This is a genomic window from Pseudomonas lalucatii, assembly GCF_018398425.1.
Taxonomy (GTDB): domain Bacteria; phylum Pseudomonadota; class Gammaproteobacteria; order Pseudomonadales; family Pseudomonadaceae; genus Aquipseudomonas; species Aquipseudomonas lalucatii.
Window position 1 is genome coordinate 417,599 of record NZ_JADPMV010000002.1, and the last position, 19,500, is coordinate 437,098.

A 19,500-nucleotide genomic window follows, 5' to 3' on the forward strand; every position below is an offset into this window, starting at 1 on the left:
AGTGGTAACGAGCTTGTTACAACTCCGTCAGCGCCTGACTCAACGCCTGCTGAGTAGCGCCGAGCAGCTGGCGTAGGGGAGCCAGCTGATCCAGGCACTGCGCCTGGACCTGCGCCCCGGCGGCCACCTCGAGCTGACGCAACAAGGCCGCCAGTGGCCGCCCGCCGAGCGATTCACTGGCACTGGCCAGGCGATGGGCAGTGCCGGCGATTTCCGGGTAATCCAGCGCCTGCAGGGCCGCCAGCAAGAGCGCGCCCTGTTGCTCCAGGCTGCCTTGCAGCAGGCGCAGCAGCTGGGCGAGCTTGCCCGCACCCAGCGCCTCGCGGTGGGCGCGCAGCACACGCGGATCGAGCAGCGCCTCGCCCGCTACCGGCATCTCGCGCGGCGCCACGCCGGCCAGGGCCTGGCGCAAGGCAGACAGCTGAATGGGCTTGGCGATTACCCCGAGCATGCCGGCATCCAGATAGCGCTGCACCATGGCCGGCTGCAGGCTGGCGGTAAAGGCGAAGATCGGCGTGTGCCGGTTGAGCCCCTGGGAATCCTGACGAATCCGCCGGCACAACTCGACGCCATCCAGTCCCGGCAACTGCACGTCGAGCAGGACCAGGTCGAAGGCCGTGGCCCGGGTCTGGCCCAGGGCCTGCTCGCCATCCTCGGCCAAGCTCACCCGATGCCCCTCGCGCTCCAGCAGGCCCTGCGCCACCTCGCGGTTCAGCTCGACGTCCTCCACCACCAGCACATGGCCGCTGGCGGCGACGGCTGCCTCGGACACCGGGCAAGCTCGCTCCATCGGCGGCGCCTGCCGCAACCAGACATCGAACCAGAAGCGGCTGCCCTGCCCTTCGCGACTGTGCAGCCGGATCTCGCTGCCCATGCTCTGCACCAGGCGCTTGCAGATCGCCAGACCGAGCCCGGCGCCACCGTAACGCCGCGCCACCTGCTCGTCGGCCTGCACAAAGCGCTCGAAAATCCGCGCCTGCATCGCCTCGGGAATGCCGATACCGTTGTCTTGCACCTCAATACGCAGACACTGGCGCGCGGACTCCTGCCCCAGCAGCTGCACGCGCAATTGCACCCGCCCCGCCCGGGTGAACTTGATCGCGTTGGCCAGCAAGTTGGTCAGCACCTGACGAAGAAACTGCTCGGGACCCTCGAAGTAGTCGCCGAGGCCGCCATCGAGGCACTCCACCAGCTGCGTCGCATTGGCCTGGGCACGGGGCTCGAGCAGGGTGAGCACGTCCTCGAGCAGTTGCCGCAGGGAGAACACCACCGACTCCGCCCTGGCCTCGCCTTCCTCCAGCTTGGCGAAGTCCAGCAGGTCATCGATCAGCGCCAGCAAGCCATCGCCCGCCTTGTGCAAGGCCTGCAGGCGACGCCGCTCGAGCTCGCCCAAAGGCGCCTCGCCTAGCAGCTCGGCCATGCCGAGAATGCCGTTGAGCGGGGTGCGCAGCTCATGGCTCATGGTGGCGAGAAAGCGCGACTTGGCCAGGTTGGCCGCCTCGGCCTCCTCCTTAGCGCGGTACAGGCTGGCGGTGCGCTGCTCGACCATCTTCTGCAGCTCGTCCTTCTTGTCCTGCAGGGCGAGGTGATCGGCCTCGCGTCGCTGCATGTCCTCGACTATCGCCTGGCGCATCTCGTCCAGGGCATGGGCCACCGCGTCGATCTCGTCTTCCGCCGCCCCATGGCCTTTCTCCAGGCGCAGGGAGGTCTGCCATTCGCCGCCGGCGAGCCGCCGGGAGAAAGCCGCCATGGCCAACAGATGACGGGTGACCAGACGGTGGAAGACCCAGGACAGGGTGATGGCCAGGCCGCAGATGAACAACGCCATCCAAAGCAGGCTGGTCAACCCGCTGGCGTACAGGCGCCGGTGCACCGCCGCCACATCGACGCCCACCTCCAGCTCACCGAGCGCGCGTGGCTGAGCCTGGTCCAGGCGATAGCTCAGCGCAAAGCGTTCGATGCGTGCCGCCTCAGCAGGCAGCGGCTGGCCTTGCAGCAGGTCGAAGTCGGCGCTGCGCAAGTGCACCCAGGCGATATCGGGAAAGTCCACCAGGCCTCGCAGCTGCACATCCAACTGCGCCTGGTTGAGGTCCCACAGGCTACGCTCGATGCTCGCCAGATAACCACTGCGAATCAGCTCCAGGCGCGAGGCGATGCCTTGCATCTCGCGGCGATACTCGAAGTGCAGCTGCACGGCACTGGCCAGCAGGGTGAAGCACAGGCTGAACAGCAGGATGAAGCGCAGCAGGCGCCGCGACAGCTCGCCCGCGGGCGACACCGCCCAGGACTTCACGGTTGCTCCGCCGAGCGGGACTGCAGTGCCCGGTAGCCCAGCTCACTTTCCCGCAGCCAGCGCGCGACGCGCTCATCGCTGACCAGGAGTTGCAACTGGCGATCGATATCCGCCATCCGCGCGGCCAACGGCGAGCGCTTCGACACGGCGAAATACAGATGGTCCACCGCCAGGGTCAGCGGCAGCACCTCGATCTCGTCGGCGCCCGGCAGGTGCTCCAGGTACAGCTTGCCGGTGCGTCGTTCATGGGCGATGAAGTCGATCCGCCCGCGAATCAGCTTGCCGAAGTTCTGCTGATTGCTGGCCACCCACTCGACATTGCCATGGGCCTGGACGAACGCATCGAAGGCCTGACCATAGCTCTCGCCGAGCAACAGACCGCCGCGATACTGCGCCAGGTCTTCGAGGCGGGTGACTGCCAGCGGCTTGCGCCTGTTGTAGAACACCGACACCTCTTCGCGCAGCAGGGGCTCCCGGCTGAACAGCAGGCTACGCTCGCGCTCGGCCGAGCGGTAAGCAATCACCAGGTCGACCCGGCCCTCTGCGGCATCGCTCAGGCAACGCTTCCAGTTACCCAGCACCACCACCTCGACGGGCAGGCCCAGAGCGCCGAGCACCTCGCGCACCGCTCTCGGCGCCAGTCCTTGTACCGTGCCATGGGCGTCCGTCCAGGATATCGGGGGATAGACCGGATGGTCGCAGTAGCGCACCGGCGCGGGCGCCGCCACGCTCGCACCAGCAAGCGCCAGGCCGGCCAGCAGGGGCGCCAGACCCCGAAGCGGGCTCATGGCTGGCTGCTGACCGCGGCACTGAACAGGTAGCCGGCACCGTGGATGGTGATGATCAGCTGCGGGTCGCCCGGATCGTCGTGCAGCTTGCGCCGCAGTCGGCCGACCAGCACGTCGATGGAACGGTCGTTGGGCAACCATTCGCGGTTGCGGATCTGGTCCATCAATTGGTCGCGGCTCAGGGTGTGGCCGGCATTGCGCAGCAGCACGCTGAGCAGCTGGAACTCGCCCTGGGTCAACAGGGTCTCGCTGCCATCGACGGCCACCAGCCGGCGTCTGTCCACGTCCAGGGTCCAGCCGCCGAAATGCTTCAGCTGGCGCACCTCCGTCTGCGGCTGCAAGGTCTGGGCATGGCGCACGCGGCGCACCAGATTCTTCGCCTTCGACACCAGTTCGCGCGGGTTGAACGGTTTGACCACGTAATCGTCGGCGCCGCATTCCAGGCCAACGATGCGGTCGATTTCGTCATCGCGCCCTGTAATGAGGATGACCCCGACTTCCGAACGCACGCGCAGTTCGCGGGTGAGGGTCAGGCCATCCTTGCCCGGCAGGCGAATGTCCAGCATCACCAGGTCCACCGGATTGTCCGCCAGGCAGGTCTCGGCCTGTTCCGCCGTTTCGGCGCAGTACACATGGTAGCCAGCACGCTGCAGGTAGGATGCCAGCAGTTCGCAGATCACCGGATCGTCATCGACGATCAGCACACAGGGTGTCGCCGCCATTAGTTGTCCCCGCCACGCCTGAGCGCAGCCAATTCTTGGAGTTATTCTGAATGAAGCCGGCGATCAAACGCCTCGGTCAATGTAGCCACGACTGAACACATGATCAACAGCATTGGAAATCCACTAGAGGCGGCGTCGAAAGCCGCCCGCCTGCAGGCCATCGACCCAGGCCTCGCAGATCTGTATGCCCTGCTCCGGGCTGAAGGTAGCGGGATTGAGGCCATACTCCAGCCACAGCCCATCGAGCAGCGCGCTGAGACCGATGGCCGCCAGGTCCGCGTCGAAATCGGCCCAGCGCTGCGTTTCGGCGAGCTGAGTCAGTGCCTGGGCCAGAATCGCCCGATACTCGCCATAGGAGTGATCGTGAGCCTGGTTGATCGCCTCGGCCGTCTTCACCGCTCCCCAGAAGGCCAGCCAGGCATCCAGCAACTGCGGGTCGAGCACCTCGCCAGAAAACGATGCGCGAAAAAACGCCGAAAGTCGCGCGCGCGGGCTGGGGGCCGCCGCGTCTATGGCCTCGCGCAATAGACTCATCACCCGTCCGGTGACGGTCAGATAAGCCTCCGCCACTAGTTCATCCTTGCCCGCGTAGTGGTGATTGATCAGGCCTACCGATACGCCTGCCTCGGCGCAGATTTTGCGGATCGAGGCGCCTTGAAAACCATGGCGCTTGAGGCACACCAGCGTAGCCTTGACCAAGTGCGCCTTGCGCAGTTCCGGCTCGAGGCGAGAAGCTCGCGTTTCCTGGCTCATGCCAATAATTCCTATGGGGATTGCGGGTCACTTGAACGAATGTACAGCAATATACGAGGCGTACCTACCCGAGTAGGGAATGACCGCGCGCAACTCGGTGGCTAGTGACTCAGCCACTAGCCTCGCCCGTGCCCCCAACTGGTCTGTCCCGATCAGCGCGGAACTGGAGCAGCAGCTAAAGGCCCACTTCAGCCAGCAGGGTCTGCTTGCCAATTGCCTGAACGGCCTCGATAAGACGGTGAAGGCATCGGGCCTGGCGTTGCCGGCCGGGCAGTCGGCCCGCGTGCTGCGCCACACCTTCGCGTTACGCTTCATCATGAACGGCGGGAACTTCCTGACGCTGCAGAAGAGCCTCGGCCAGACCTCGCTGACGATGACCATGCGCTATGCGCACCTATCGCCGGATCACCTGCGGGACGCGATGAGGCCTGGGCCGGGGAAAAGTCTTCGACACTTTTTCGGCAGTGCCCTGGCCCAGAAATGCAAAAGCCCCTGATTTCTCTAAGAAATACAGGGGCTTAGGTGTTTCGATATGGCGGGAAGATAGGGATTTGAACCCTAGGTACCATCGCTGATACAACGGATTTCGAATCCGTCCCGTTCGGCCACTCCGGCATCTTCCCGTGGCGGCGCGCATGATAACAGCACATGCGCCTTTGGCGAAGCCCACTTGGCGATTTTTTCGCACAGTTTCAGATGCTTGCGAAATCCACTCGGCCTGACAGGGGCATGACACGGCCGCTCAAGCGGTCAGCCGGGTCAAGGCCTCGCGGTACTTGTCGGCGGTCTTCTGCGCCACATCGGCCGGCACCGCCGGCGCGGGCGGCTGCTTGTTCCAGCCGGTGGACTCCAGCCAGTCGCGCACGAACTGCTTGTCGAAGCTCGGCGGGTTCCGCCCCTCGACGTAGCTGTCCGCCGGCCAGAAGCGGCTGGAGTCGGGGGTCAGCACCTCGTCCATGAGGGTCAGGGTGCCGTCCTCGTCCAGGCCGAACTCGAACTTGGTGTCGGCGATGATGATGCCGCGAGTGGCCGCGTACTCCACCGCCTTGCTGTACAGGACGATGGCGGTGTCGCGCACCCGGGCGGCCAGTTCGGCACCGATGATCGCCTCGCACTGGGCGAAGGAGATGTTCTCGTCGTGATCGCCGACCGCGGCCTTGGTCGAGGGGGTGAAGATCGGCTGCGGCAGCTTGGCGGCCTCCTGCAGGCCTGCCGGCAAGGGGATGCCGCAGACGGTGCCGCTCTTCTGGTACTCCTTCCAGCCAGAGCCGACGATGTAGCCGCGCACGATGGCCTCCACCGCCACCGGCTTGAGGCGCTTGGCCACCACGGCACGGCCTTCGACCAGCGGCAGCTCGGCCGCCGGCACCACGTCCTCGACGCGGTCGCCGGTGAAGTGGTTGGGCACCACATCGGCCAGCTTGTCGAACCAGAAGTTGGAGATCGCCGTGAGGATCTTGCCCTTGTCCGGAATCGGCTCGGCGAGGATCACGTCGAAGGCCGAGAGGCGGTCGGTGGCGACCATCAGCATGCGCTGGTCATCGATTTCGTAGAGATCGCGGACTTTGCCCGAGTAGATCTTCTTCAGGCTCAGGGTCGCAGGAGTGGTCATATCGGGATTTCCGCCTTTAGCAAACGAAACAGGCGAAACCTGAGGGGTTTCGCCTATCGGTCTTCGCCCAGCCCGCATCTGCGGACCGGCACGGTGGTTCGGTTTCTAGCCGAGATTTTCCTGGATCAGGCCCAGCACCTTGCGCGCGACATCGGCCGGCGCCACGGTGTTGAGATCCTTCTCCACGGTGACCTGGACGCTGTCGCCGACCGGCGTCAGGCGCACCTGATAGCGCTCGGCACGGGCCTCGATCTCTTCCTTGTCCGGCTCACCGCCGAGCAGCGAACCGAAGAAGCCGGGCTTTTCGCCCTTGACCTTGGTCCCTTCGGCCAGGTTGATGTAGTACACGCCGAGGCTGCGGTTGAGGTCGTCGATGCGCACGTCGGCCAGTTCCAGGGAGCGACCGACGCCGGACCAGGCACGGTCGAAGTCGGCACCGAGGTTCAGCACCGGGTTGCCGTTGCCGTCTTCGCTCAGACTGACCCGGCTCGGCGCGTCGAAGTCGCGCGCGGCCAGCAGGGATACCGAACCACCCTGTTCGGCGCTGCGCGCCATGCTCGCCAGCAGCTCGTCGAGCAGGGTGGCATCCAGGGCCGGATTGGCACTGCGGTTGCTGAAGGCCACCTCGGCACTGCTGCCGGCCGGGCGCTCGGCGCTGACCACGAAGATCTCGCTGGTATTGCGCTGCACGCCAGGCTCGATGCGCACCCGCACACGGGTCTCGACACCTGCCGCCGAGCCGGCACCGCCGCTCAGACGGCGCGCCATGGCGCTGGTCAGCTCGTCGAAACGCTGCCATTCGGTACTGAACTCGCCGGTCTGCGGACGCTCTTCGGCGATGCGAAAACCGTTGTCGGCGAAGAACTGCCGGGCCACCGGCCAGACTTCCGCCGGCACGCGCTGCGCCACCAGCCAGCGCGACTCGCCGCTCTTCTGCAGGCTGAACTCGCTGATCTCGCCGCGCACGGCCAGGGACTGCGGACGCGGCACCTCGAACTCGCCCTCGGCCGTGCTGCTCGCCACCTGCTGCGGCACCGGCAGCAAGGGATCGAGGCGCTTGGCCTCGACATTCGCCGGCAGCTGCATGGGGGCGGTTTGCCGCGCCGTGAGGTAGTCGCTGCCACGATCACGGAAGTAACCATCTTCGCCCCAGAGCCAGCCACAACCGCTGGTGCTGGAGACGATCAGGGCAAGTGCAGAGAGTCCGGCCAGTCGCTTCATGCGTAGTATTTCCTCGATTAAACCAGTACGCCGGACTGGCGCAGGGCCTGACGCAGCGTTTCATGACAGCGCGGACTGAGCCAGGTCAGTGGCAGGCGGATGCCCTCCGGCATCATGCCCATCTCGTGCAGGGCCCACTTCACCGGGATCGGGTTGGACTCGATGAACAACGCCTTGTGCAGTGGCATCAGGCGGTCGTTGATGGCACGGGCCAGGGCCGCGTCGCCGCGCATGGCCGCGGCGCACAGGTCGCTCATGGCGCGCGGGGCGACGTTGGCGGTCACCGAGATGTTGCCCTTGCCGCCCATCAACATCAGCTCGACGGCGGTGGCGTCGTCGCCGGAATAGACCAGGAAGTCCTTGCTCACCCGGTCCAGCACGTCCTGGCCACGCTGCAGGTCGCCAGTGGCTTCCTTGATGCCGATGATGTTGTCGATCTTCGCCAGGCGCTCCACGGTCTCCGGCAGCATGTCGCAGGCGGTGCGGCCCGGCACGTTGTAGAGGATCTGGGGAATCGCCACCGCCTCGGCGATGTGGCGGAAGTGCTGGTACAGGCCTTCCTGGGTCGGCTTGTTGTAATAGGGGGTGACCAGCAGGCAGGCATCGGCGCCCACGTCCTTGGCCGCGCGGGTCAGCTCGACCGACTCGCGGGTGGAGTTGCCGCCGGTACCGGCGATCACCGGGATGCGCCCGGCGACCTGATCCACCACGCGGCGGATCGCCTCGATGTGCTCGGTCACTTCCAGCGTGGCGGACTCACCCGTGGTGCCGACCGCGACGATGGCGTTGGTGCCTTCTTGCAGGTGGAAATCCACAAGTTTGCTCAGGCTGTCCCAATCGAGACTGCCCTGCGCATCCATGGGCGTGACCAGTGCCACCATACTGCCCGCAATCATGCAACCGCTCCTGCTGGAAAAAGAGAGCCGTAATGGTACTGGCGCCACCTGCCTTGCACAAGCGAAGGACAAGGCCGCCGGCGAGCGGCCGTTCGGCGTCGGCCGCGGCTTTTCGACCCCGCCCTGCGCCCCGAGCATTCCCCTGGGCGGCGCTTTTCGCTACCCTTCCGGCTTTGCTCGGTACCGCGCCCGCGGGCCGAACGCTCATCGTTTTAGGAAGGCTGCATGTCCACCCCCCCAGTTCGCGAACAATTCCTCGTCATCAGTGCACTCGGCCCCAACGCCATGGAGCTGACCAACGTGCTGTGCCGCGCCAGCCATGAGAACCGCTGCGCCGTGGTCAGCACCCGCCTGAGCCGCCACGGTGAGTTCAGCGCTCTGGTCCTGCAGGTCTCCGGCAACTGGGACGCCTTGGCGCGCCTGGAGTCGAGCCTGCCCGCGCTGGCCAAGAAACACGCCTTCTCGGTCAACGTGATCCGCAGCGGCGCCGCGAACAACCGGCCCCAGGCCCTGCCCTACGTGGCCTACGTCAGCTCGGTGTACCGCCCGGACATCCTCAACGAGCTGTGCCAGTTCTTCATCGACCATCACGTCGAGCTGGAAAACCTCACCTGCGACACCTACCAGGCGCCCCAGACCGGCGGCACCATGCTCAATGCCACCCTCACCGTGACCCTGCCGGCCGGCACCCAGATCAGCTGGCTGCGCGACCAGTTCCTCGACTTCGCCGACGCCCTGAACCTCGACGCCCTGATCGAACCCTGGCGCCCGCAGAATCCATAAGGAGCCCGACCATGGCCGTGTCCCTCGACCAAGCCGTTCCCGATTTCCAGGCCCAGGCCACCAGCGACCAGCAGGTCCGGCTGTCCGCCCTCAAGGGCCAGCAGGTGGTGCTCTATTTCTACCCGAAGGACAGCACTCCCGGCTGCACCACCGAGGGCCAGGGCTTTCGCGACCAGTACCCGGCCTTCCAGGCGGCCAACACCCTGGTCTTCGGCGTGTCCCGCGACGGCCTGAAATCCCATGAGAACTTCAAGGCCAAGCAGGCCTTTCCCTTCGAGCTGATCTCGGACAAAGACGAGGCCCTCTGCCAGCTGTTCGAGGTGATCAAACTGAAGAAGCTCTACGGCAAGGAATACCTGGGCGTCGACCGCAGCACCTTCCTGATCGACCGGGACGGCGTGCTGCGCCAGGAGTGGCGCGCAGTGAAGGTGTCCGGGCATGTCGATGCCGTGCTCGCCGCGGCCCAGGCGCTGAACCAGGGCTGAGCGCCCACGCCAGCCAGAAAAAAGGCCGCTCGATGCGGCCTTTTTCTTTACTCCCCGACGAGCTGCGGCTCGCGCCGCGGCCAGGCGCTGAGCACCGCCTTGAACAAAGTAGCCAGGGGGATGGCGAAGAACACCCCCCAGAATCCCCACAAGCCGCCGAACAGCAGCACCGCGCAGATGATCGCCACCGGGTGCAGGTTGACCGCCTCGGAGAACAGCAACGGCACCAGCACGTTGCCGTCCAGCGCCTGGATCACCCCGTAGACCACCATCAGGTAGAGGAACTGATCGCTCAACCCCCACTGGAACAGGGCGATCAACGCCACCGGCACCGTCACCACCACCGCGCCGATATAGGGCACCACCACCGACAGGCCCACCGCCAGGGCCAGCAAGGCCGCGTAGTTGAGCCCCAGCGCGGCGAAGGCGACATAGGTGACCCCGCCGCAGATGAGGATCTCGATGAACTTGCCACGGATGTAGTTGGCGATCTGCTGGTTCATCTCCTGCGCCACCTGGGTGATCAGCGCGCGCTCGCGCGGCAGGTAGCCGCGCAGCCAGGCTCCGATCACCTGGCGATCCTTGAGGAAGAAGAACACCAGGATCGGCACCAGCACCACGTAGATCATGATGCCGACCAGCAACGGCAGGCTGGCCAGGGAGAAGGACAGCGCCCATTGACCGAACTGACCCAGCTCGCCGCGCACCGTCTCGATCAGCTGCAGCACCTGGGCGTCGCTGATCAGGTTGGGGTAACGCTCGGGCAACAGCAGAAACAGCGCCTGCCACTCGCCGAGCATGCGCGGCAGCTCGTTGAACAGGTTGCTCAGCTGCCGCCACAGCAGCGGCAGCAACACCAGCAGGAACAGCCCGAGCAGGCTCATGAACAGGGTGAACACCAGCCACACCGCCGCCAAGGGCGGCAGACGCAGGCGCTCCAGAGCCGTGACCAGCCCCTGCATCAGAAACGCCAGCACCAGCCCGGTGAGCACCGGCGCCAGCATGCCGCCCAGGGTCAGAACCACGGCGAAGCCGAGGATCAACAGCACCGCCAGCACCACGGCCTGCTCATCGGAGAAGTAGCGATGCAGCCAGTCGCGCAACACCTTGACCATCAGGATTCCTTAAATCGAGAACGCCCGTGCAGACACTGCATCAGGCTTTACGCAACCAGTAGCGATAGACCCCGTCGTCCACCTCTTCGTGCAGCAGACTGTGCCCGGCGAGCGACGCGAAGGCACGGAAGTCGCGCTGCGAGCCGGCATCCGTGGCAATGACCTTGAGCACCGCGCCACTGGCCAGTTTATTCAGTTCCAGCTTGGCCTTGAGCAGCGGCAACGGGCAGTTCAGGCCGCTGGCGTCCAGTTCCGTGTCGTAGGCCCCGCGCCATTCTGGCGTATCGTTCATGCAAACCTCCGAAATGATCCCCTAGGATACCCAAGCCCGCACAGCCCTGGCCAGGCGAACGCCCGCGCGGCTACAGTATCGGCTTTGTCCGCCAAGAGCCCCGTGCATGAATCTTCTGCGCCCCACCCTGTTGACGCTCGCCTGCCTGCTCGCCCTGCCCGCCACGGCCAGCGACCTGCCGTCGCTCGGCGACGCCAGCTCGGCCCTGGTCTCCCCCCAGCAGGAACACCAGCTCGGCCGGGCCTGGCTGGGCCTGCTCCGCGGCCAGGTCAGTCAGCTGGCCGACCCGCAGCTCAAGGACTTCGTCGAGAGCAGCGTGTACCGCCTGAGCGAGACCAGCCAGTTGCAGGACCGCCGCCTGGAGTTCGTCCTGCTCGACAGCCCGCAGATCAACGCCTTCGCCGCCCCCGGCGGCATCATCGGGGTCAACGGCGGCCTGTTCCTCTATGCCCAGACCGAGGCCGAGTACGCCTCGGTCATGGCCCACGAACTGGCGCACCTGTCGCAACGCCACTTCGCCCGCGGCCTGGAGGCCCAGCAGCGCATGCAGGTGCCGGTGATGGCGGCCATGCTCGCCGGCATCGTGGCGGCCGCGGCCGGGGCCGGCGACGTGGGCATCGCCGCCATCGCCTCGACCCAGGCGGCGGCGATTCAGGAACAGCGGCGCTTCTCCCGGCAGAACGAGCAGGAAGCCGACCGTATCGGCCTGGTCAACCTGGAGAAGGCCGGCTTCGATCCCCGCGCCATGCCCAGCATGTTCGAGCGCCTGATGCGCCAGTACCGCTACGATCGCAAGCCGCCGGAGTTCCTCCTCACCCACCCGGTCTCCGAATCGCGGATCGCCGACACCCGCAACCGCGCCGAGCAATACGCGGCCGGCGGCAACCTGGACAGCCTGCGCTACCAGTTGATGCGCGCCCGGGTCAGCCTGATCTACGAGGACACCCCGGGCCTGGCCGCCAAGCGTTTTCGCAGCATGCTCCAGGAGAACCCCGAGCTCGATGCCGCACGCTACGGCCTGGCCCTCGCCCAGATCAAGGGCGGCCAGCACAAGCAGGCCCGCGAAAGCCTGCAGCCGCTGCTGCAGAAAGCCCCGAACGACACCACCTACAACCTCGCCCAGATCGAGCTGGACATGGCCTCCGGGCAACTCGCCGAAGCCCAGAGCCGCGTCGAACGCCTGCGCGCCCTGTATCCGAGCAACTATCCCCTGCAGCAGGCACGGGTCGACCTGCTGATGAAACAGGGGCGCATCCAGGATGCCGAGCAGGCCCTCGACGAGCTGCTCAAGGATCGACCGAAGGACCCCGACATCTGGTACCTGGTCGCCGAAGTGCGTGGCCTCAGCGGCAACACCATCGGCCTGCACCAGGCCCGCGCCGAGTTCTTCGCCCTGGTCGGCGATTTCGATCAGGCCATCGAACAGCTCGACTTCGCCAAGCGTCGCGCCAGCAACAACTTCCAGCTGGCCTCGCGAATCGACGCGCGCCAGCGCGAACTGATCGACGACCAGCGCATGATCGAACAGATGCTGCGCTAGCCGTTAGCCATACGCCAGACAGCAAAAAGCCCGGACACTCCGGGCTTTTTTGCTGTCTGGCGGCTGCCCTCAGGCGTTGCCGGCCAGCTTCAGGCGCGCCGCCTGGGTGAAGTCGAGCATGCGCTTGAGCGGCTTGATCGCTCGCGGAATCAGCGCCTGATCGACATGGATCTCGTTGCTGCCCTCGCGCAGGCAGGCCAAGGTGCGCTCCAGGGTGTTCATCGCCATCCACGGGCAGTGCGCACAGCTGCGACAGGTCGCGCCGTTGCCGGCGGTCGGCGCCTCGACGAACGCCTTGTCCGGACACAGCTGCTGCATCTTGTAGAAGATGCCGCGGTCGGTGGCGACGATGAAGGTCTTGTTCGGCAGGGTCTGCGCCGCCTTGATCAGCTGGCTGGTGGAGCCCACCGCATCGGCCAGCTCGATCACCGCGGTCGGCGACTCGGGGTGCACCAGCACCGCGGCTTCCGGATACAACGCCTTCATGTCTTCGAGCTGCTTGGCCTTGAACTCCTCGTGGACGATGCAGGCGCCGTCCCACAGCAGCATGTCGGCCCCGGTCTTGTTCTGGATGTAACGCCCCAGATGCTGGTCCGGCGCCCAGATGATGCTCTCGCCGTTGTCCATCAGGTGCTCGACGATCTCCACCGCGCAGCTCGAGGTCACCACCCAGTCGGCGCGCGCCTTCACCGCCGCCGAGGTGTTGGCGTAGACCACCACGGTGCGCTGCGGATGCTGGTCGCAGAACGCGGCGAATTCGTCCACCGGGCAGCCCAGGTCCAGGGAGCAGGTCGCTTCCAGGGTGGGCATCAACACGCGCTTTTCCGGGTTGAGGATCTTCGCCGTCTCGCCCATGAACTTGACCCCGGCCACCAGCACGGTCTGCGCCGCATGCTGATTGCCGAAACGGGCCATTTCCAGGGAGTCGGAGACGCAACCGCCGGTTTCCTCGGCCAGCGCCTGCAACACCGGGTCGCAGTAGTAATGCGCGACCAGCACGGCGTTCTGCTTCTTCAGTTCGGCGGCGATCTCGCTGCGGTAGAAGGCTTCTTCCTCGGGCGTCAGCGGCTTCGGCTGCTTGGCGTCGAGATGCGCTTGAACCAGGAGGCGTTCGGAAATCTGCGTCATATCATCGGGCCCTGTGCACGTCTATTCAGAGCGGAGTTCTAGTATACCCGCCGGAGCAAGATGCGAGTGCAGACAGGACAGGACGGGAATACGGGGAGGTGTTACGAGGAAGGAGGTTGGTGGGTCGTGTAGGATTCGAACCTACGACCAATTGGTTAAAAGCCAACTGCTCTACCAACTGAGCTAACGACCCAACGCGAGGCGTATAATACTGATTTAATTCAGGAATTCAACACCCGCGAGAAACTATTTTAGAAGTACCGGGTGGGATCGGCGACGCCGGCCCCGACGAACCCCGCCGCACGCAGACGACAGCTGTCGCATTTGCCGCAGGCGCGGCCATCCTCGTCGGCCTGGTAGCAGGACACGGTCAGCGCGTAATCCACGCCGTGGCGCAGCCCCGCCCGGACGATCTCGGCCTTGCCCATGTTCTGCAACGGCGCCTGGATGCGGAAGCCCTGCCCCTCGACACCGGCCTTGGTCGCCAGGTTGGCCATGCGCTCGAAGGCCTCGACGAACTCGGGACGGCAATCCGGATAGCCGGAATAATCCACCGCATTGACGCCGATGAAGATATCCCGCGCGCCGAGTACCTCGGCCCAGCCCAGGGCCAGGGACAGGAACACGGTATTGCGCGCCGGCACGTAGGTGACCGGGATGCCTTCGCTAGGCGACTCCGGCACCTCGATGCTGCTGTCGGTCAGGGCCGAGCCGCCGATGCCGTTGAGGTTGAGGCCGATCACCTTGTGCTCGACCACCCCCAGCTGCCGGGCGACCCGCTCGGCCGCCTGCAACTCGGCCCGATGCCGCTGGCCATAATCGAAACTCATGCTGTAGCAGGCATAGCCCTGGGCCTTGGCCAGCGCCACCACGGTGGCCGAGTCCAGACCGCCGGACAGCAGGATGACGGCTTTCTTCTCGCTCATGGATTACTCCTCGTTGTCAGCCAGGCGCGACCGCACTGTGCACTCAATGGCCGGGCTCGTCGTTCCAGAGAATCTTGTGCAACTGCATCTGCAGGCGCACCGGCAGGTTGTCGGCCACTATCCAGTCGGCCAGCGCGCGCGCATCCAGTTCGTGATGGCTGGGCGAGAACAACACCTCGCCGGCACGCTCGTCCAGCCGGTACTGGATCAGCTTGGACACCGCCCAGTCATAGTCTTCGCGCGAACAGATGACGAACTTGACCTGGTCGTTGGGCGTCAGCCACTCGATGTTCTCGTAGCGATTGCGCGCCACCTCCGCCGAGCCCGGTGTCTTGAGGTCGAGCACCTTGCTCACCCGCGGGTCGACCGCGGACACATCCAGCGCCCCACTGGTCTCCAGGGACACCTGGTAGCCGGCGTCGCACAAGCGCTCGAGCAGAGGGATGCAGTTGGGTTGCGCCAGCGGCTCGCCGCCGGTCACGCAGATATAGCGCGGCCTATAGCCGGCGACCTGTTCGAGGATGGCGTCGAGGCTCATGATCTCGCCGCCACTGAACGCATAGGCGGTGTCGCAGTACTGGCAGCGCAGGGGACAGCCGGTGAGGCGTACGAACACGGTCGGCAAGCCGGCGGTGCGCGTCTCCCCCTGCAGCGAGTAGAAAATCTCGGTAATTCGCAGGGTTTCTTGCATATCAGCCACGGGCGTGACGGCTAGACAGGCCATCCGCCTCCGTTGCGGGAAAGGGGGCGCCGATTCTAACGAAAAAACCCGCGCCAGGCGCGGGTTTTCTTGATCGGCGATTCAACTTCTAAGGCAAGCGCTGCAGATCCCGCTGGGCCAGTTGGGCGGCCGAGCTGCCCGGATACTGGACGATGATCTGCTGGAGAATGGCCTTGGCCTTGTCGGTATTGCCCAGGCGCTGCTCGACATCGGCGAGCTTGAACAGGGAGTCCGGCACCTTGGCATGCTGCGGATAGGCCTGACTGACCCGGGCGAAGGCCTGGCCGGCCCCCTGCAAGTCACCCTTGGCCAGGTTGACCTCGCCCAGCCAGTACTGGGCATTGCCGGCATACTGGCTGTTCGGATACTTACGCAGGAAGGCGCCGAAGGCCTGGCTGGCCTTGTCGAAGTCCTTGGTCTTGATCAGGTCGAAGGCAGCGTCATAGAACAGCTTTTCCTTCTCCGGATCGGCCGGGCCGCTGGCGGCAGGCGCCTGGCCAATGGGGGACTGGGGAACGCCGCCGGCACCTGATGCGCCGTCGGACGGGGAATTCTGGGTGGTCGCAGCACCGGCCGCACCACTGCTCAAGCGCCGATCGAGGTCCTGGTAACGCTCCAGGCTCTCCTGCTTCAAGCGCTGAATTTCGTACTGCTGCTCCTCGAGCAGCCCGCGCAGTTGCGCGATTTCCTGCTGCATCTGCTGCAGCTGGGTGAACATCATGCCCTGCGCCGAGGCAGGGGCTTGCGCCCCTCCCCCGACGTAGGCGCCGGACGCGCCGTAACCGGCCGGCGGATAACTGCTGCCGTAGGCAGCATCGTTATCCACCACAGGAACCTCGGCCCAGGCCGCGAGCGGCAGGGCGAGCGCCAAAACGGTTACAGCACGGCGGCAGCTACGCATGGCGAATTACTTGCGCAGTTCGACGCGGCGGTTCTGAGCCCAGGACTGCTCGTCGTTGCCGGTGGCAACAGCACGCTCTTCGCCGTAGGAAACCAGTTCCAGCTGAGCCGGGGAAACGCCCTGCAGCACCATGTAGCGCTGAACGGCCTTGGCACGACGCTCGCCCAGAGCCATGTTGTACTCGCGGGTGCCGCGCTCGTCGGCATGGCCTTCCAGCACGACGCGAGCGCCGTTGCCTTTCAGGTCCTTGGCGTGAACGTCCAGAGCGCGCATGGCTTCCGGCTTCAGGTCGGAGCTGTCGTACTCGAAGTAGAAGGTGGTGATAGCGCGCAGAGCGGCTTCTTCGCTCAGGCTGCCATCTACGGCACCGGTGTTAGCACCGTAGCCCGCGTTCGGGTCTACCGCACCTTCGCCAGCAGCGTCGCCGCCCTTGGAGGAACAACCAACGGCCACGGCGAGAGCCAGGCTCAGAGCAGCAAACTTGCCGAATTTCAGCATTTCCATCATGTAACCCCAATGTGTTAAGCAAAAGTTTAAAGGTACAACAACGCCGCATCAGTTCAGGTAGGGGGACCAGGAAGGCTCTCGAACTTCGCCTTGAGCGGTAGGAAGAGGGAGCCTCACGCGTCCGTTGATGGACGCTAACATCAAGACTCCCCGACCCTGCTGGCGGGTGGCGTAGATTAGCATGGTGCCATTAGGCGCAACAGTGGGGGACTCATCCAAACTGGTGTCAGAAAGGATGCGTGGAGCCCCACCGCGAACCAGATCCATGGCCGCTACTTTGAACACGGTAAAACCATCCTGGCGATGGATCATCACCAGGGTCTTTTCATCGGCGGAGAGCTTCGGATTGGCGTTGTAGTTGCCGACGAAGGTCACCCGATCCACCGCCCCGCTGGCGATGTTGGTTTTATAAATCTGTGGTTTGCCGGCACGGTCGGAGGTGAAGTAGACGGTCTGCCCATCCTTGCCCCAGAACGGTTCGGTATCGATCGCATAGTGATTGGTCACCCGGCGCAGCTGGCGCGAGCCCATGTCCATGACATAGATCTCCGGGTTGCCGTCGCGCGACAGCACGAAGGCCAGGCGGCTGCCATCCGGCGACCAGGCCGGTGCGCCGTTGAGCCCCTCGAAGTTGGTGATCTGCTCGCGCCGACCGGTATCGATATGCTGGACGAAGATGCGCGGGCGCTTCTGCTCGAAGGAGACATAGGCGATGCGGCGCCCGTCCGGCGCGAACGACGGCGACAGGATCGGCTCGCGCGATTGCAGCAGGGTCACCGCGCGCGCGCCGTCGTAGTCGGAGCGCTGTAGGGTGTAGCGGGTGTTGTTCACCCCGAAACGCTCGGCGGTGACATAGAGCATGCGCGTGGAAAACGCGCCCTTGACCCCGGTCAGCTTTTCGAACGCCAGGTCGGCGATATGGTGCGCCATGTCGCGCAGCTGATCGGTGCCGCCGCCGACGCTGCCGGTCAGCACCTGCTGCTCGGTGGCCACGTTGAACAGGGCGAACTGCACCTGCAGGCGACCGCCGGCGGGGACCATGCTGCCGACCAGCACGTATTGTGCCCCCAGGGCCTTCCAGTCACGGTAGATGACCTCGCTGGCCTGGCTCGGCAGGCTGATCATGTTCTGCCGCGGTATCGGCTCGAACACCCCGGAGTTGCGCAGGTCGTTGCCGACGATCTCGGCGATGTCCTCGGGCAGCACGCTGCCGCCCTGCCAGCCGAAGGGCACCACGGCGATCGGCGTCGCCCGATCGGTTCCGCTGGTGATCACCAACGGGTCAGCCGCCTGTACGCCGCCGGCCAACATGGCCAGGCCCAACAGGACGATACGCATCAGGGTGTTCACAGACCTAAATCCTCCGGTTTGAAGATCACACGCCGCTGCCGGTAGAGCCGGTCGAAAGTGGCGCGATCGAGTTGTTGCATCTCCGGGATGCGCCCAACACTGCGCACCGCCGCCACTGCTGAAGAGTCGAAGGGAGCATCGCCGCTACCACGGGTAACGCTGGCGTTAGTGACCGTGCCGTCCGGCAACATCTCGATCGACAACTCCACACTCATGCCGGGGCGCGCGGACATGGGCTTGCGCCAATTTTCGCTGATCAGTTTGATGATCAGGTCGTCGAGACTACCAGCGACCTGGTCGCCATGGGTATCGGCCATCGCCTGCTGGTGCTGCACGTCATCGGAGAGCAGCTCGGCCAACGCCGCCGCCTTCTTGTCCTCGACCGCCTTGCGCGCCTGCTCCGCGGCCTTCGTCTTGGCGTCCTCGGCGGCTTTCTTCTTCGCCGCCTCGGCCGCCGCTTTCTTCTTCGCCTCGTCGGCAGCCCTCTTCCTGGCCTCTTCCGCCGCTTTCTTCTTGGCGTCCTCGGCCGCCTTCTTCTTGGCGGCCTCTTCGGTGGCCTTCTTCTTGGCGATGTCGGCCAGTTTCTTCTGCTCGGCCGCCTTGGCCGCCTCGGCCTTCTTCGCCGCTTCCGCCTTTCGAGCGTCCTCGGCCTTCTTTTGTTCCGCAGCCTTGGCCGCCGCCTGCTTCTGCTGCTCGGCCTGCGCCAGCTTCTGTTGTTCGGCCTTCTTCTGCTCCAGCTGCTCGGTTTCGTACTGCGGCGCAGCGGTCTTCTTCGCCTCGCCGGCGATCTTCTGGTTGGTCTGGGTGGTCGCCTGGCTCTGCGACTGCAACTGGTACAGGGTCGCCTGGACGATAGGCCGCGCCGGCGGCAAGTCCGGGGCGAAGGCGAAACTGACGAACAGCATGGCGAACATCAGCGCATGCAGCGCCACGGCCCACACCACCGGCCAGAACAGGCTTTCCGAAGGAGAGCGCTCACGCTGCTGCATCAGGGCGCCTCGGTGATCAGCCCGACGTTGCCCACGTCGGCCTGCTGCAAACCGCTCATCGCCGCCATCACGGAGCCATAGTCGACCGCCTTGTCGCCACGCACGAACACCTGCACCTGCTTGCCCTGACTGCGGCCTTGATTGAGGATCGCGGTCACCGCCCTGACCATCTCGTCCAGGCTCAGCGCCTGATCCTGCACGGTGTCGACGTCCACCTCGCTGCCCATGTTCCAGTAGTAGGACTTGTCGGCCTTGATCGAGATGGTCAGCACCTGGGCGTTGTTGTCCTGCGGCAGCACCTCGCTGCTGACCTTGGGCAGGTCGACCTTGACCCCCTGGTTGAGCATCGGCGCGGTCACCATGAAGATCACCAGCAGCACCAACATCACGTCGATGTAGGGCACCACGTTCATCTCGGCGACCGGCTTGCGTCTATTGCGAATTCTGGCCATGGCCTGAAACCTATCCTGAACGCCTG

21 protein-coding genes and 2 tRNA genes are annotated in these 19,500 nt (G+C 65.2%); 4 read left to right on the plus strand and 19 right to left on the minus strand.

From position 1 onward, the window contains the following. Positions 1-16 precede the first annotated feature (16 nt). From I0D00_RS15265 to I0D00_RS15280, 4 genes are all read right to left on the minus strand, one after another. On the minus strand, positions 17-2,293 hold the full coding sequence (locus I0D00_RS15265) for an ATP-binding protein (protein ID WP_338050432.1): 2,277 nt from the start codon (positions 2,291-2,293) through the stop codon (positions 17-19). Next, positions 2,290-3,081: a substrate-binding periplasmic protein gene (locus tag I0D00_RS15270; protein ID WP_213640688.1), complete on the minus strand. Its 792-nt coding sequence runs from the start codon at positions 3,079-3,081 to the stop codon at positions 2,290-2,292. The genes I0D00_RS15265 and I0D00_RS15270 overlap by 4 nt, the downstream gene beginning before the upstream one ends. Then, the gene (locus tag I0D00_RS15275) at positions 3,078-3,803 is read right to left on the minus strand and encodes a response regulator (RefSeq protein WP_213640689.1); all 726 of its coding nucleotides are present in this window, start codon (positions 3,801-3,803) and stop codon (positions 3,078-3,080) included. Before I0D00_RS15275 ends, I0D00_RS15270 begins: the two co-directional genes overlap by 4 nt. A gap of 123 nt (positions 3,804-3,926) precedes the next feature. After that, positions 3,927-4,556, minus strand: a complete 630-nt coding sequence (locus I0D00_RS15280; RefSeq protein ID WP_213640690.1) for a TetR family transcriptional regulator C-terminal domain-containing protein — start codon at positions 4,554-4,556, stop codon at positions 3,927-3,929. Between the two features lie 79 nt (positions 4,557-4,635). On the opposite strand from I0D00_RS15280, the gene I0D00_RS15285 reads away from it, so the two are divergent. After that, positions 4,636-5,052 (plus strand): tyrosine-type recombinase/integrase, encoded by a 417-nt coding sequence (locus I0D00_RS15285; RefSeq protein WP_213640691.1) that lies wholly within the window; start codon positions 4,636-4,638, stop codon positions 5,050-5,052. A 37-nt stretch (positions 5,053-5,089) separates the two neighbouring features. On the opposite strand, the gene I0D00_RS15290 is transcribed toward I0D00_RS15285, so the two are convergent. The 4 genes from I0D00_RS15290 to dapA form a co-directional block, all read right to left on the minus strand. Next, positions 5,090-5,179 (minus strand) — tRNA-Ser (locus I0D00_RS15290). Positions 5,180-5,298: 119 nt separating this feature from the next. Next, the gene (locus I0D00_RS15295) at positions 5,299-6,168 is read right to left on the minus strand and encodes a phosphoribosylaminoimidazolesuccinocarboxamide synthase (protein WP_213640692.1); all 870 of its coding nucleotides are present in this window, start codon (positions 6,166-6,168) and stop codon (positions 5,299-5,301) included. A 105-nt stretch (positions 6,169-6,273) separates the two neighbouring features. Next, entirely contained in the window at positions 6,274-7,389 is a 1,116-nt protein-coding gene (gene bamC, locus I0D00_RS15300) for an outer membrane protein assembly factor BamC (protein WP_213640693.1), read from the minus strand. A 17-nt stretch (positions 7,390-7,406) separates the two neighbouring features. Then, positions 7,407-8,285 carry a 4-hydroxy-tetrahydrodipicolinate synthase gene (dapA, locus tag I0D00_RS15305; protein WP_213640694.1) on the minus strand — a complete coding sequence of 293 codons (879 nt, stop codon included), beginning with the start codon at positions 8,283-8,285 and terminating at the stop codon, positions 7,407-7,409. Positions 8,286-8,510: 225 nt separating this feature from the next. On the opposite strand from dapA, the gene I0D00_RS15310 reads away from it, so the two are divergent. Together I0D00_RS15310 and I0D00_RS15315 are read left to right on the plus strand one after the other, a co-directional pair. Further along, complete coding sequence (locus I0D00_RS15310) at positions 8,511-9,068, plus strand: glycine cleavage system transcriptional repressor (protein WP_213640695.1); 558 nt, start codon at positions 8,511-8,513, stop codon at positions 9,066-9,068. Positions 9,069-9,079: 11 nt separating this feature from the next. Beyond that, complete coding sequence (locus I0D00_RS15315; RefSeq protein WP_213640696.1) at positions 9,080-9,553, plus strand: peroxiredoxin; 474 nt, start codon at positions 9,080-9,082, stop codon at positions 9,551-9,553. 47 nt (positions 9,554-9,600) lie between these two features. On the opposite strand, the gene I0D00_RS15320 is transcribed toward I0D00_RS15315, so the two are convergent. Continuing rightward, on the minus strand, positions 9,601-10,668 hold the full coding sequence (locus I0D00_RS15320) for an AI-2E family transporter (protein WP_213640697.1): 1,068 nt from the start codon (positions 10,666-10,668) through the stop codon (positions 9,601-9,603). Between the two features lie 40 nt (positions 10,669-10,708). Further along, the gene (locus I0D00_RS15325; protein WP_213640698.1) at positions 10,709-10,960 is read right to left on the minus strand and encodes a sulfurtransferase TusA family protein; all 252 of its coding nucleotides are present in this window, start codon (positions 10,958-10,960) and stop codon (positions 10,709-10,711) included. A gap of 106 nt (positions 10,961-11,066) precedes the next feature. Between I0D00_RS15325 and I0D00_RS15330 the strand changes: the two genes are divergently transcribed. Continuing rightward, positions 11,067-12,500 carry a M48 family metalloprotease gene (locus I0D00_RS15330; RefSeq protein WP_213640699.1) on the plus strand — a complete coding sequence of 478 codons (1,434 nt, stop codon included), beginning with the start codon at positions 11,067-11,069 and terminating at the stop codon, positions 12,498-12,500. A gap of 69 nt (positions 12,501-12,569) precedes the next feature. Here the strand turns inward: I0D00_RS15330 and nadA are convergent, their stop codons facing one another. From nadA to tolR, 9 genes are all read right to left on the minus strand, one after another. Next, a complete protein-coding gene (nadA, locus tag I0D00_RS15335) occupies positions 12,570-13,628 on the minus strand; it encodes a quinolinate synthase NadA (RefSeq protein ID WP_213640700.1) in 1,059 nt (352 codons plus the stop codon). 117 nt (positions 13,629-13,745) lie between these two features. Beyond that, positions 13,746-13,821, minus strand: a tRNA-Lys gene (locus tag I0D00_RS15340). A 58-nt stretch (positions 13,822-13,879) separates the two neighbouring features. Beyond that, complete coding sequence (gene queC, locus I0D00_RS15345; RefSeq protein WP_213640701.1) at positions 13,880-14,554, minus strand: 7-cyano-7-deazaguanine synthase QueC; 675 nt, start codon at positions 14,552-14,554, stop codon at positions 13,880-13,882. 43 nt (positions 14,555-14,597) lie between these two features. Next, a complete protein-coding gene (gene queE, locus I0D00_RS15350) occupies positions 14,598-15,245 on the minus strand; it encodes a 7-carboxy-7-deazaguanine synthase QueE (RefSeq protein WP_213640702.1) in 648 nt (215 codons plus the stop codon). A 118-nt stretch (positions 15,246-15,363) separates the two neighbouring features. Next, positions 15,364-16,176, minus strand: coding sequence for a tol-pal system protein YbgF (gene ybgF, locus I0D00_RS15355; RefSeq protein ID WP_213640703.1), 813 nt, complete (start codon positions 16,174-16,176; stop codon positions 15,364-15,366). 6 nt (positions 16,177-16,182) lie between these two features. Further along, positions 16,183-16,680 (minus strand): peptidoglycan-associated lipoprotein Pal, encoded by a 498-nt coding sequence (gene pal, locus I0D00_RS15360; protein WP_213640704.1) that lies wholly within the window; start codon positions 16,678-16,680, stop codon positions 16,183-16,185. A 51-nt stretch (positions 16,681-16,731) separates the two neighbouring features. Beyond that, positions 16,732-18,033: a Tol-Pal system beta propeller repeat protein TolB gene (gene tolB, locus I0D00_RS15365; RefSeq protein WP_213640705.1), complete on the minus strand. Its 1,302-nt coding sequence runs from the start codon at positions 18,031-18,033 to the stop codon at positions 16,732-16,734. Beyond that, on the minus strand, positions 18,030-19,025 hold the full coding sequence (gene tolA, locus I0D00_RS15370; RefSeq protein WP_213641797.1) for a cell envelope integrity protein TolA: 996 nt from the start codon (positions 19,023-19,025) through the stop codon (positions 18,030-18,032). The genes tolB and tolA overlap by 4 nt, the downstream gene beginning before the upstream one ends. Then, the gene (gene tolR / locus I0D00_RS15375) at positions 19,022-19,474 is read right to left on the minus strand and encodes a protein TolR (protein WP_213640706.1); all 453 of its coding nucleotides are present in this window, start codon (positions 19,472-19,474) and stop codon (positions 19,022-19,024) included. The genes tolA and tolR overlap by 4 nt, the downstream gene beginning before the upstream one ends. Positions 19,475-19,500: the final 26 nt, after the last annotated feature.

What these genes read in the sequence shown, in the direction of transcription:
- I0D00_RS15270 (WP_213640688.1), bottom strand. Translation starts at nt 3,081, where the DNA reads ATGAGCCCGCTTCGGGGTCTGGCGCCCCTGCTGGCCGGCCTGGCGCTT.
- I0D00_RS15275 (WP_213640689.1), bottom strand. Translation starts at nt 3,803, where the DNA reads ATGGCGGCGACACCCTGTGTGCTGATCGTCGATGACGATCCGGTGATC.
- I0D00_RS15280 (WP_213640690.1), bottom strand. Translation starts at nt 4,556, where the DNA reads ATGAGCCAGGAAACGCGAGCTTCTCGCCTCGAGCCGGAACTGCGCAAG.
- I0D00_RS15285 (WP_213640691.1), top strand. Translation starts at nt 4,636, where the DNA reads ATGACCGCGCGCAACTCGGTGGCTAGTGACTCAGCCACTAGCCTCGCC.
- I0D00_RS15295 (WP_213640692.1), bottom strand. Translation starts at nt 6,168, where the DNA reads ATGACCACTCCTGCGACCCTGAGCCTGAAGAAGATCTACTCGGGCAAA.
- bamC (WP_213640693.1), bottom strand. Translation starts at nt 7,389, where the DNA reads ATGAAGCGACTGGCCGGACTCTCTGCACTTGCCCTGATCGTCTCCAGC.
- dapA (WP_213640694.1), bottom strand. Translation starts at nt 8,285, where the DNA reads ATGATTGCGGGCAGTATGGTGGCACTGGTCACGCCCATGGATGCGCAG.
- I0D00_RS15310 (WP_213640695.1), top strand. Translation starts at nt 8,511, where the DNA reads ATGTCCACCCCCCCAGTTCGCGAACAATTCCTCGTCATCAGTGCACTC.
- I0D00_RS15315 (WP_213640696.1), top strand. Translation starts at nt 9,080, where the DNA reads ATGGCCGTGTCCCTCGACCAAGCCGTTCCCGATTTCCAGGCCCAGGCC.
- I0D00_RS15320 (WP_213640697.1), bottom strand. Translation starts at nt 10,668, where the DNA reads ATGGTCAAGGTGTTGCGCGACTGGCTGCATCGCTACTTCTCCGATGAG.
- I0D00_RS15325 (WP_213640698.1), bottom strand. Translation starts at nt 10,960, where the DNA reads ATGAACGATACGCCAGAATGGCGCGGGGCCTACGACACGGAACTGGAC.
- I0D00_RS15330 (WP_213640699.1), top strand. Translation starts at nt 11,067, where the DNA reads ATGAATCTTCTGCGCCCCACCCTGTTGACGCTCGCCTGCCTGCTCGCC.
- nadA (WP_213640700.1), bottom strand. Translation starts at nt 13,628, where the DNA reads ATGACGCAGATTTCCGAACGCCTCCTGGTTCAAGCGCATCTCGACGCC.
- queC (WP_213640701.1), bottom strand. Translation starts at nt 14,554, where the DNA reads ATGAGCGAGAAGAAAGCCGTCATCCTGCTGTCCGGCGGTCTGGACTCG.
- queE (WP_213640702.1), bottom strand. Translation starts at nt 15,245, where the DNA reads ATGCAAGAAACCCTGCGAATTACCGAGATTTTCTACTCGCTGCAGGGG.
- ybgF (WP_213640703.1), bottom strand. Translation starts at nt 16,176, where the DNA reads ATGCGTAGCTGCCGCCGTGCTGTAACCGTTTTGGCGCTCGCCCTGCCG.
- pal (WP_213640704.1), bottom strand. Translation starts at nt 16,680, where the DNA reads ATGGAAATGCTGAAATTCGGCAAGTTTGCTGCTCTGAGCCTGGCTCTC.
- tolR (WP_213640706.1), bottom strand. Translation starts at nt 19,474, where the DNA reads ATGGCCAGAATTCGCAATAGACGCAAGCCGGTCGCCGAGATGAACGTG.